Origin of the sequence: Bacillus sp. FSL K6-3149, assembly GCF_038630515.1 — a bacterium.
GTDB lineage: Bacteria > Bacillota > Bacilli > Bacillales > Bacillaceae > Bacillus > Bacillus pumilus.
This window is the reverse complement of sequence record NZ_CP152034.1, coordinates 2,807,807-2,820,656: the sequence shown is the minus strand read 5'-3', so window position 1 is coordinate 2,820,656 and position 12,850 is coordinate 2,807,807. Positions and strand designations below refer to the sequence as shown.

The 12,850-nt window shown below is 53.6% G+C and carries 4 protein-coding genes and 1 pseudogene; 1 reads left to right on the top strand and 4 read right to left on the bottom strand.

Going from position 1 to position 12,850, the window contains the following annotated elements; all coding sequences use genetic code 11:
• Window positions 1–49: 49 nt before the first annotated feature.
• Both MHB83_RS14175 and MHB83_RS14170 read right to left on the bottom strand, forming a co-directional pair.
• Window positions 50–388 carry a hypothetical protein gene (locus tag MHB83_RS14175; RefSeq protein WP_342496845.1) on the bottom strand — a complete coding sequence of 113 codons (339 nt, stop codon included), beginning with the start codon at window positions 386–388 and terminating at the stop codon, window positions 50–52.
• 923 nt (window positions 389–1,311) lie between these two features.
• On the bottom strand, window positions 1,312–4,335 hold the full coding sequence (locus MHB83_RS14170) for a hypothetical protein (protein ID WP_342496416.1): 3,024 nt from the start codon (window positions 4,333–4,335) through the stop codon (window positions 1,312–1,314).
• 90 nt (window positions 4,336–4,425) lie between these two features.
• Here MHB83_RS14170 and MHB83_RS14165 point away from each other — a divergent pair.
• Window positions 4,426–4,605: pseudogene (locus tag MHB83_RS14165) on the top strand (LLM class flavin-dependent oxidoreductase); the annotation flags it as partial.
• A 102-nt stretch (window positions 4,606–4,707) separates the two neighbouring features.
• Here the strand turns inward: MHB83_RS14165 and MHB83_RS14160 are convergent.
• Window positions 4,708–8,922 (bottom strand): collagen-like protein, encoded by a 4,215-nt coding sequence (locus tag MHB83_RS14160; protein ID WP_342496415.1) that lies wholly within the window; start codon window positions 8,920–8,922, stop codon window positions 4,708–4,710.
• A 98-nt stretch (window positions 8,923–9,020) separates the two neighbouring features.
• Window positions 9,021–12,794, bottom strand: a complete 3,774-nt coding sequence (locus MHB83_RS14155; protein WP_342496414.1) for a collagen-like protein — start codon at window positions 12,792–12,794, stop codon at window positions 9,021–9,023.
• Window positions 12,795–12,850: the final 56 nt, after the last annotated feature.

Below are 12,850 nucleotides of genomic sequence, written 5' to 3'. Positions count from 1 at the left end.
CATGAGTTTCTCTACAATCTGAAGGCTAAAGTAGCCCTTCTTTTTTTCGTTAACTGAGTCTTATGATTGTTAGGGATGCCCCGGTTGCACCTCCACCAATTAAAATAGCTGTTACAACTGCCCCAAACAATTGCAATGATATCGTATTTCCAGCAGTTAAATTCACAATCAATGTGTTACTGATAAATGTGGTTGAGACCACCGGTGATTGAATAGAACCTGGGATGACAGTGGCTCCATTAAGAAGTAGCCGTGCACTAACTAAAAGTGCAACTGTTGTATTAATTTGGTATGTGATATAGTATTTACCTGTTTGTTGTACAGTAAAAGTATCATTTGAACCATTCGGTGCAAATCCATTGATATTTTGATTACTTGGTAAAGCAATGTTCGTACCACCAAGAACAGTAATGATTGTAGGCCCCGTTGTATTTCCGGCATAAAGAGCCGTTTGAGTTGGACCAGTAGGCCCAGTGGCTCCAGTAGGCCCGGTATCTCCGGTTGCACCAGTAGCTCCAGTAGGACCGGTAGCTCCAGTAGGACCAGTAACTCCCGTTGGACCAGTATCACCAGTCGCACCAGTAACTCCCGTTGGACCAGTATCACCAGTCGCACCAGTGGCTCCAGTAGGACCAGTATCTCCGGTTGCTCCAGTAGCTCCAGTAGGACCGGTATCTCCAGTAGGGCCGGTATCTCCGGTTGCACCTGTTGGTCCAGTAGGACCGGTATCTCCGGTTGCACCAGTGGCTCCCGTTGGACCAGTTGCACCAGTAGGGCCAGTATCTCCCGTTGGACCAGTGGCTCCAGTAGGACCAGTATCTCCGGTTACACCAGTGGCTCCAGTAGGACCGGTAACTCCAGTGGCACCAGTAACTCCAGTAGGACCAGTATCTCCGGTTGCTCCGGTTGCTCCAGTAGCTCCAGTAGGGCCGGTATCTCCAGTAGGCCCGGTATCACCAGTCGCACCAGTAACTCCAGTAGGGCCGGTATCTCCAGTAGGACCGGTATCACCAGTCGCACCAGTAACTCCAGTGGCTCCCGTTGGACCAGTTGCACCAGTAGGGCCAGTATCTCCCGTTGGACCAGTGGCTCCGGTAGGACCAGTATCTCCGGTTACACCAGTGGCTCCAGTAGGACCGGTAACTCCAGTGGCACCAGTAACTCCAGTAGGACCGGTATCTCCGGTTACACCTGTTGGTCCAGTAGGACCGGTATCTCCAGTCGCACCAGTGGCTCCAGTAGGACCAGTGTCTCCTGTTGCACCAGTGTCTCCTGTTGCACCAGTGTCTCCAGTAGGACCAGTATCTCCGGTTACACCTGTTGGTCCAGTAGGCCCGGTATCTCCAGTGGCACCAGTATCTCCAGTAGGCCCGGTATCACCAGTCGCACCAGTATCACCAGTCGCACCAGTAACTCCAGTAGGCCCGGTATCTCCAGTAGGACCAGTATCTCCGGTTGCTCCAGTAGGCCCGGTATCACCAGTGGCACCAGTAACTCCGGTTGCACCAGTAACTCCAGTAGGACCAGTAACTCCGGTTGCACCAGTAACTCCAGTAGGACCAGTATCTCCGGTTGGTCCAGTAGGACCGGTATCTCCAGTGGCACCAGTAACTCCAGTAGGACCAGTATCTCCGGTTGCTCCAGTAGGCCCGGTATCTCCAGTCGCACCAGTAGCACCAGTGACTCCAGTAGGACCGGTATCTCCAGTATCACCAGTCGCACCAGTAACTCCAGTAGGACCGGTATCTCCAGTAGGGCCGGTATCTCCGGTTGCACCTGTTGGTCCAGTAGGACCGGTATCTCCGGTTGCACCAGTGGCTCCCGTGGACCAGTTGCACCAGTAGGGCCAGTATCTCCCGTTGGACCAGTGGCTCCAGTAGGACCAGTATCTCCGGTTACACCAGTGGCTCCAGTAGGACCGGTAACTCCAGTGGCACCAGTAACTCCAGTAGGACCAGTATCTCCGGTTGCTCCGGTTGCTCCAGTAGCTCCAGTAGGGCCGGTATCTCCAGTAGGACCGGTATCACCAATCGCACCAGTAACTCCAGTAGGGCCGGTATCTCCGGTTGCACCAGTAGCTCCAGTAGGACCGGTAACTCCAGTGGCTCCCGTTGGACCAGTTGCACCAGTAGGGCCAGTATCTCCCGTTGGACCAGTGGCTCCGGTAAGACCAGTATCTCCGGTTACACCAGTGGCTCCAGTAGGACCGGTATCTCCAGTAGGACCAGTATCTCCGGTTGCTCCAGTAGGACCGGTAACTCCAGTGGCACCAGTAACTCCAGTAGGACCGGTATCTCCAGTAGGACCAGTATCTCCGGTTGCTCCAGTAGGACCGGTATCACCAGTCGCACCAGTAACTCCGGTTGCACCAGTAACTCCAGTAGGACCAGTATCTCCGGTTGCACCAGTAACTCCAGTAGGACCAGTATCTCCGGTTGCACCAGTAACTCCAGTAGGACCAGTATCTCCGGTTACACCTGTTGGTCCAGTAGGCCCGGTATCTCCAGTCGCACCAGTAACTCCAGTAGGACCAGTATCTCCGGTTGCTCCAGTAGGCCCGGTATCTCCAGTAGGACCAGTATCACCAGTAGCACCAGTATCACCAGTATCACCAGTAACTCCAGTAGGCCCAGTAACTCCAGTAGGACCAGTATCACCAGTCGCACCAGTAACTCCAGTAGGCCCAGTAACTCCAGTAGGCCCAGTAACTCCAGTAGGACCAGTATCACCAGTCGCACCAGTAACTCCAGTAGGCCCAGTAACTCCAGTAGGACCAGTATCACCAGTCGCACCAGTAACTCCAGTAGGCCCGGTATCACCAGTAGCACCAGTAACTCCAGTAGGACCGGTATCACCAGTCGCACCAGTAACTCCAGTAGGCCCGGTATCTCCAGTCGCACCAGTGGCTCCAGTAGGACCAGTATCTCCAGTAGGACCGGTATCTCCAGTAGGCCCGGTATCTCCGGTTACACCTGTTGGTCCAGTGGCACCAGTAACTCCAGTAGGCCCGGTATCTCCGGTTACACCAGTGGCTCCAGTAGGACCAGTATCTCCGGTTGCTCCAGTATCTCCAGTAGGACCGGTATCTCCAGTGGCACCAGTAGCTCCAGTAGGACCGGTATCTCCGGTTACACCTGTTGGTCCAGTGGCACCAGTAACTCCAGTAGGCCCGGTATCTCCGGTTACACCTGTTGGTCCAGTAGGCCCGGTATCTCCAGTGGCACCAGTGGCTCCAGTAGGGCCGGTAGCACCAGTCGCACCAGTAGCTCCAGTAGGACCGGTATCTCCAGTATCACCAGTAACTCCAGTAGGGCCGGTAACTCCAGTGGCACCAGTAACTCCAGTATCACCAGTAACTCCAGTATCACCAGTAACTCCAGTGGCACCAGTAGCTCCAGTAGGCCCGGTAGCACCAGTCGCACCAGTAACTCCAGTAGGACCGGTATCTCCAGTATCACCAGTAACTCCAGTAGGGCCGGTAACTCCAGTGGCACCAGTAACTCCAGTATCACCAGTAACTCCAGTTGCACCAGTATCTCCAGTAGGCCCGGTAGCTCCAGTTGGACCAGTATCTCCGGTTGCTCCAGTATCTCCAGTAGGCCCGGTATCTCCAGTAGCACCAGTAACTCCAGTAGGCCCGGTAGCTCCGGTTACACCTGTTGGTCCAGTAGGCCCGGTATCTCCAGTTGGACCAGTATCTCCGGTTGCACCAGTGGCTCCAGTAGGGCCGGTATCACCAGTAGCACCAGTAACTCCAGTAGGACCGGTGTCACCAGTAGCACCAGTAACTCCAGTAGGACCGGTAGCTCCGGTTACACCTGTTGGTCCAGTTGGACCAGTATCACCAGTGGCACCAGTAACTCCCGTTGGACCGGTAGCTCCAGTTGATCCTGCTGCAGCCAGTAATGTGTAGTCTAGGGAAGTATCTGGTGTACCTGTTGGTGGTGCAGTATTTACTACATACGTACTGCCATTAAAGGTCACTACTTGCCCTACTTGGTAAGTAGGGCTGATTACCGGATCAAACGCTTCAATACCTGTTAACCCTGCACCAGTAGCTCCGGTTGCACCAGTTGGACCAGTAACTCCAGTAGGACCGGTAGCTCCGGTGGCTCCAGTAGGACCTCTTTTTACAATTTTATTATTTGTTTTTTTCCGTCCTTTTGCTTTAGCACAAGTGCTGTGATGTTTAACAACTTTGTTCTTTTTACATTCTCGTTTAAGAAGAGGGCAGTCATCAAATAGAGGTCTATCGTGACGAGATTTTCTGTAATGAGGTTGCCAATCATGCTTTTTTCCGCAAAAGGGACATTTGTTGTCGTACTGATTATACAAATTCCCCCATCTCCTACAAGTTAATATTTTATTCTATGTGGAAATTTAAAAAGCGGAATTAAGTTAAATGATATTTTTATTTCGAAGTTTATCGAATCAAATTATTTAAAAGTTAAATTGTTTTATGTAAATTTATCCTCTGTGACAGAAGGCGGCACTATTAAGGTATCTTTTGAACATAGTATGGATTTAGCAAAAAAGGCGGAGAAGTGGGGTTATCATAGATACTGGCTGGCGGAACACCATAATATGGAAGGTGCTGCTTTCTCTATTATAAAATGGGGGAATGGAAACTTTAAGGAAAAAAATAAAGCTGTCGAGATTTTCTCGACAGCCTGAACGCATAAAGGCCAAAGCCTTTATGCGTTTTGTTTATACATATATTACAGCATTTGCAGCTCGAGTATCTGTGTTAACAGTTGTTATATTTGACTGTGCTGTAATAATGATATTAACAGTATATACATTATTACCCGTACTAGTTACAGTATCAACGTAAGTGGTGGAAACTACAAAGCTTTGTGCCCCTGCGCCTGATCCCGATCTAAAGAAAGGAACTTCTGTTAACAATGTTCCGTTTCTCCTTAATCGAGTATTTCCACTTATACTATAATTCGCTGTAGTGTTAGCTGTAACATTTGCTGATAGGTCAATCTTTACTCTTTGACCACTTGTTACAGGAACTGTAAAAGTGAGTAATGTTATTTCTGAATTCAACGGAGGAAATACTTGCTGCTGTGTTGCTGTTTGGTCAAAGAAAATTTGTGAGGTTGGTCCAGTGGCTCCGGTAGATCCGGTTGAACCAGTGATACCAGTGGCTCCGGTAGATCCGGTTGAACCAGTGATACCAGTGGCTCCGGTAGATCCGGTTGAACCAGTGATACCAGTGGCGCCAGTAGGACCAGTTGCACCCGTGATGCCTGTCGCCCCAGTAGGACCAGTAGCACCCGTGATGCCTGTTGCCCCAGTAGGACCAGTAGCACCCGTGATGCCTGTTGCCCCAGTAGGACCAGTAGCACCCGTGATACCAGTGGCGCCAGTAGGTCCAGTTGCACCCGTGATGCCTGTTGCCCCAGTAGGACCAGTAGCACCCGTGATACCAGTGGCGCCAGTAACTCCAGTAGGACCGGTAGCTCCGGTTACACCAGTGGCTCCAGTAGGACCAGTCGCACCAGTAACTCCAGTAGGACCGGTAGGACCGGTATCTCCGGTTGCACCAGTGGCTCCGGTAGATCCGGTTGAACCAGTGATACCAGTCGCCCCAGTAGGACCAGTAGCACCCGTGATACCAGTGGCGCCAGTAGGACCAGTAGCACCCGTGATGCCTGTCGCCCCAGTAGGACCAGTAGCACCCGTGATACCTGTCGCCCCAGTAGGACCAGTAGCACCCGTGATACCAGTGGCGCCAGTAGGACCAGTAGCACCCGTGATGCCTGTCGCCCCAGTAGGACCAGTAGCACCCGTGATACCTGTCGCCCCAGTAGGACCAGTAGCACCCGTGATACCTGTCGCCCCAGTAGGACCAGTATCACCAGTGGCACCAGTAACTCCAGTAGGACCGGTATCTCCGGTTACACCTGTTGGTCCAGTAGGACCAGTATCTCCGGTTGCACCAGTGGCTCCAGTAGGACCGGTAGCTCCGGTTGCACCAGTAACTCCCGTTGGACCGGTAGCTCCAGTTGATCCTGCTGCAGCCAGTAATGTGTAGTCTAGGGAAGTATCTGGTGTACCTGTCGGTGGTGCAGTATTTACTACATACGTACTGCCATTAAAGGTCACTACTTGCCCTACTTGGTAAGTAGGGCTGATTACCGGATCAAACGCTTCAATACCTGTTAACCCTGCACCAGTAGCTCCCGTTGGACCGGTATCTCCGGTCGCACCAGTAACTCCAGTAGGGCCGGTAGCTCCAGTGGCACCAGTATCACCAGTGGCACCAGTAACTCCAGTAGGGCCGGTATCTCCGGTTGCACCTGTTGGTCCAGTAGGACCAGTATCACCAGTCGCACCAGTGGCTCCAGTTGGACCAGTATCTCCGGTCGCACCAGTGGCTCCAGTAGGACCAGTATCTCCAGTATCTCCAGTATCTCCAGTATCTCCGGTTGCACCAGTGGCTCCAGTAGGGCCGGTATCTCCGGTTACACCTGTTGGTCCAGTAGGACCAGTATCACCAGTAACTCCCGTTGGACCGGTATCACCAGTGGCACCAGTAACTCCAGTAGGGCCGGTATCTCCGGTTGCACCTGTTGGTCCAGTTGGACCAGTATCACCAGTGGCTCCAGTAGGACCGGTAACTCCGGTTGCACCAGTAACTCCAGTATCACCAGTAACTCCCGTTGGACCGGTATCTCCGGTTGCACCAGTGGCTCCAGTAGGGCCGGTATCTCCGGTTGCACCAGTGGCTCCAGTAGGACCAGTATCTCCAGTATCTCCAGTATCTCCGGTTGCACCAGTGGCTCCAGTAGGCCCGGTATCACCAGTCGCACCAGTAACTCCAGTTGGACCAGTATCACCAGTAACTCCAGTAGGACCGGTAACTCCGGTTGCACCAGTGGCTCCAGTAGGGCCGGTATCTCCGGTTACACCTGTTGGTCCAGTAGGACCAGTATCACCAGTAACTCCCGTTGGACCGGTATCACCAGTGGCACCAGTAACTCCAGTATCACCAGTAACTCCAGTATCACCAGTAACTCCAGTAGGACCGGTATCTCCGGTTGCACCAGTAACTCCCGTTGGACCGGTAGCTCCAGTTGATCCTGCTGCAGCCAGTAATGTGTAGTCTAGGGAAGTATCTGGTGTACCTGTCGGTGGTGCAGTATTTACTACATACGTACTGCCATTAAAGGTCACTACTTGCCCTACTTGGTAAGTAGGGCTGATTACCGGATCAAACGCTTCAATACCTGTTAACCCTGCACCAGTAGCTCCCGTTGGACCGGTATCTCCAGTTACACCTGTAGGTCCAGTAGGACCAGTATCTCCGGTCGCACCAGTGGCTCCAGTAGGACCAGTATCACCAGTCGCACCAGTGGCTCCAGTAGGGCCGGTAGCTCCGGTTACACCAGTAACTCCAGTAGGACCGGTATCTCCGGTTGCACCAGTGGCTCCAGTAGGACCGGTATCTCCGGTTGCACCAGTAACTCCAGTAGGCCCGGTATCTCCGGTTACACCAGTAACTCCAGTAGGACCGGTAGCTCCAGTGGCACCAGTATCACCAGTGGCACCAGTAACTCCAGTAGGGCCGGTATCTCCGGTTGCACCTGTTGGTCCAGTTGGACCAGTATCACCAGTCGCACCAGTGGCTCCAGTTGGACCAGTATCACCAGTAACTCCAGTAGGACCGGTAACTCCGGTTGCACCAGTGGCTCCAGTAGGGCCGGTATCTCCGGTTACACCTGTTGGTCCAGTAGGACCAGTATCACCAGTAACTCCCGTTGGACCGGTATCACCAGTGGCACCAGTAACTCCAGTAGGGCCGGTATCTCCGGTTGCACCTGTTGGTCCAGTTGGACCAGTATCACCAGTGGCTCCAGTAGGACCGGTATCTCCGGTTGCACCAGTAACTCCAGTATCACCAGTAACTCCCGTTGGACCGGTATCTCCGGTTGCACCAGTGGCTCCAGTAGGGCCGGTATCTCCGGTTGCACCAGTGGCTCCAGTAGGACCAGTATCTCCAGTATCTCCAGTATCTCCGGTTGCACCAGTGGCTCCAGTAGGCCCGGTATCACCAGTCGCACCAGTAACTCCAGTAGGCCCGGTATCTCCGGTTGCACCAGTGGCTCCAGTAGGGCCGGTATCTCCGGTTGCACCAGTGGCTCCAGTAGGACCGGTATCTCCGGTTGCACCAGTAACTCCAGTAGGCCCGGTATCTCCGGTTACACCAGTAACTCCAGTAGGACCGGTAGCTCCAGTGGCACCAGTATCACCAGTGGCACCAGTAACTCCAGTAGGGCCGGTATCTCCGGTTGCACCTGTTGGTCCAGTAGGACCAGTATCACCAGTCGCACCAGTGGCTCCAGTTGGACCAGTATCACCAGTAACTCCAGTAGGACCGGTAACTCCGGTTGCACCAGTGGCTCCAGTAGGGCCGGTATCTCCGGTTACACCTGTTGGTCCAGTAGGACCAGTATCACCAGTAACTCCAGTAGGACCGGTAACTCCGGTTGCACCAGTGGCACCAGTAACTCCAGTAGGGCCGGTATCTCCGGTTGCACCTGTTGGTCCAGTTGGACCAGTATCACCAGTGGCTCCAGTAGGACCGGTATCTCCGGTTGCACCAGTAACTCCAGTATCACCAGTAACTCCCGTTGGACCGGTATCTCCGGTTGCACCAGTGGCTCCAGTAGGGCCGGTATCTCCGGTTGCACCAGTAACTCCAGTAGGACCGGTATCTCCGGTTGCACCAGTAACTCCAGTATCACCAGTAACTCCAGTAGGCCCGGTATCTCCGGTTGCACCAGTAACTCCCGTTGGACCGGTAGCTCCAGTTGATCCTGCTGCAGCCAGTAATGTGTAGTCTAGGGAAGTATCTGGTGTACCTGTCGGTGGTGCAGTATTTACTACATACGTACTGCCATTAAAGGTCACTACTTGCCCTACTTGGTAAGTAGGGCTGATTACCGGATCAAACGCTTCAATACCTGTTAACCCTGCACCAGTAGCTCCCGTTGGACCGGTATCTCCAGTTACACCTGTAGGTCCAGTAGGACCAGTATCTCCGGTCGCACCAGTGGCTCCAGTAGGACCAGTATCACCAGTAACTCCAGTAGGCCCGGTATCCCGGTTGCACCAGTGGCTCCAGTAGGACCAGTATCTCCGGTTGCACCAGTAACTCCAGTAGGCCCGGTATCTCCGGTTACACCAGTAACTCCAGTAGGCCCGGTATCTCCAGTGGCACCAGTAACTCCAGTAGGGCCGGTATCTCCGGTTGCACCTGTTGGTCCAGTAGGACCAGTATCACCAGTCGCACCAGTGGCTCCAGTTGGACCAGTATCACCAGTAACTCCAGTAGGACCGGTATCTCCGGTTGCACCAGTAACTCCAGTAGGACCGGTAACTCCGGTTGCACCAGTAACTCCCGTTGGACCGGTAGCTCCAGTTGATCCTGCTGCAGCCAGTAATGTGTAGTCTAGGGAAGTATCTGGTGTACCTGTCGGTGGTGCAGTATTTACTACATACGTACTGCCATTAAAGGTCACTACTTGCCCTACTTGGTAAGTAGGGCTGATTACCGGATCAAACGCTTCAATACCTGTTAACCCTGCACCAGTAGCTCCCGTTGGACCGGTATCTCCAGTTACACCTGTAGGTCCAGTAGGACCAGTATCTCCGGTCGCACCAGTGGCTCCAGTAGGACCAGTATCACCAGTCGCACCAGTGGCTCCAGTAGGGCCGGTAGCTCCGGTTACACCAGTAACTCCAGTAGGACCGGTAGCTCCAGTGGCACCAGTGGCTCCAGTAGGACCAGTATCTCCGGTCGCACCAGTGGCTCCAGTAGGACCAGTATCTCCAGTATCTCCAGTATCTCCAGTATCTCCGGTTGCACCAGTGGCTCCAGTAGGCCCGGTATCACCAGTCGCACCAGTAACTCCAGTAGGCCCGGTATCTCCGGTTGCACCAGTGGCTCCAGTAGGCCCGGTATCTCCGGTTGCACCAGTGGCTCCAGTAGGCCCGGTATCTCCGGTTGCACCAGTAACTCCAGTAGGACCGGTATCTCCGGTTACACCAGTAACTCCAGTAGGACCGGTAGCTCCAGTGGCACCAGTATCACCAGTGGCACCAGTAACTCCAGTAGGGCCGGTATCTCCGGTTGCACCTGTTGGTCCAGTAGGACCAGTATCACCAGTCGCACCAGTGGCTCCAGTTGGACCAGTATCACCAGTAACTCCAGTAGGACCGGTAACTCCGGTTGCACCAGTGGCTCCAGTAGGGCCGGTATCTCCGGTTACACCTGTTGGTCCAGTAGGACCAGTATCACCAGTAACTCCCGTTGGACCGGTATCACCAGTGGCACCAGTAACTCCAGTATCACCAGTAACTCCAGTATCACCAGTAACTCCAGTAGGACCGGTATCTCCGGTTGCACCAGTAACTCCCGTTGGACCGGTAGCTCCAGTTGATCCTGCTGCAGCCAGTAATGTGTAGTCTAGGGAAGTATCTGGTGTACCTGTCGGTGGTGCAGTATTTACTACATACGTACTGCCATTAAAGGTCACTACTTGCCCTACTTGGTAAGTAGGGCTGATTACCGGATCAAACGCTTCAATACCTGTTAACCCTGCACCAGTAGCTCCCGTTGGACCGGTATCTCCAGTTACACCTGTAGGTCCAGTAGGACCAGTATCTCCGGTCGCACCAGTGGCTCCAGTAGGACCAGTATCACCAGTCGCACCAGTGGCTCCAGTAGGGCCGGTAGCTCCGGTTACACCAGTAACTCCAGTAGGACCGGTAGCTCCAGTGGCACCAGTATCACCAGTGGCACCAGTAACTCCAGTAGGGCCGGTATCTCCGGTTGCACCTGTTGGTCCAGTAGGACCAGTATCACCAGTCGCACCAGTGGCTCCAGTTGGACCAGTATCACCAGTAACTCCAGTAGGACCGGTAACTCCGGTTGCACCAGTGGCTCCAGTAGGACCGGTAACTCCGGTTGCACCAGTAACTCCAGTAGGGCCGGTATCTCCAGTGGCACCAGTGGCTCCAGTAGGACCAGTATCTCCGGTCGCACCAGTGGCTCCAGTAGGACCAGTATCTCCAGTATCTCCAGTATCTCCGGTTGCACCAGTGGCTCCAGTAGGCCCGGTATCACCAGTGGCTCCAGTAGGCCCGGTATCTCCGGTTGCACCAGTAACTCCAGTAGGACCGGTATCTCCGGTTGCACCAGTAACTCCAGTAGGCCCGGTAGCTCCAGTGGCACCAGTATCACCAGTGGCACCAGTAACTCCAGTAGGGCCGGTATCTCCGGTTGCACCAGTGGCTCCAGTAGGGCCGGTAGCTCCGGTTACACCAGTAACTCCAGTAGGACCGGTAACTCCGGTTGCACCAGTAACTCCAGTATCACCAGTAACTCCAGTATCACCAGTAACTCCAGTAGGGCCGGTATCTCCAGTAGGGCCGGTATCTCCAGTAGGACCGGTATCTCCGGTTGCACCAGTAACTCCAGTAGGACCGGTATCTCCGGTTGCACCAGTAACTCCCGTTGGACCGGTAGCTCCAGTTGATCCTGCTGCAGCCAGTAATGTGTAGTCTAGGGAAGTATCTGGTGTACCTGTCGGTGGTGCAGTATTTACTACATACGTACTGCCATTAAAGGTCACTACTTGCCCTACTTGGTAAGTAGGGCTGATTACCGGATCAAACGCTTCAATACCTGTTAACCCTGCACCAGTAGCTCCCGTTGGACCGGTATCTCCAGTTACACCTGTAGGTCCAGTAGGACCAGTATCTCCGGTCGCACCAGTGGCTCCAGTAGGACCAGTATCACCAGTCGCACCAGTAACTCCAGTAGGGCCGGTAGCTCCGGTTACACCTGTTGGTCCAGTAGGACCAGTATCTCCGGTTGCACCAGTGGCTCCAGTTGGACCGGTATCTCCGGTGGCACCAGTAACTCCAGTAGGACCGGTAGCTCCAGTGGCTCCAGTGGCTCCAGTTGGACCAGTATCTCCGGTTGCACCAGTGGCTCCAGTAGGGCCGGTATCTCCAGTAGGACCGGTAACTCCGGTTGCACCAGTAACTCCAGTATCACCAGTAACTCCAGTAGGACCGGTATCACCAGTGGCACCAGTAACTCCAGTAGGACCGGTAGCTCCAGTGGCTCCAGTAGGACCAGTATCTCCGGTTGCACCAGTGGCTCCAGTAGGGCCGGTATCTCCAGTAGGGCCGGTATCTCCAGTAGGACCGGTATCTCCGGTTGCACCAGTAACTCCCGTTGGACCGGTAGCTCCAGTTGATCCTGCTGCAGCCAGTAATGTGTAGTCTAGGGAAGTATCTGGTGTACCTGTCGGTGGTGCAGTATTTACTACATACGTACTGCCATTAAAGGTCACTACTTGCCCTACTTGGTAAGTAGGGCTGATTACCGGATCAAACGCTTCAATACCTGTTAACCCTGCACCAGTAGCTCCCGTTGGACCGGTATCTCCAGTTACACCTGTAGGTCCAGTAGGACCAGTATCTCCGGTTAGACCAGTGGCACCGGTTGCCCCAGTAGCGCCAGCAGGTCCGGTGGGTCCTATAGGCCCAGCGGGACCTCTTCGTCCAACCCTTTGAATTGGTTTTGATTGTTTTTCTCCTTTTGCACTGTGACAGAGAGGATTTCCTTGAGGTCTATTTTGTTTCGAAAGTTCTTGTTTGATAAATGGACAGTCTCTTCTTTGAGAACGGTCATGACGTGATCTTTTGTAATGAGGCTGTTCATGATATTTACCGCAAAAGGGACATTTGTGATCGAATTGATTGTACAAATTGCCCATCTCCTAAAATTGATATTTCATTCTATGTGCAAATTTTTAAATTGGAA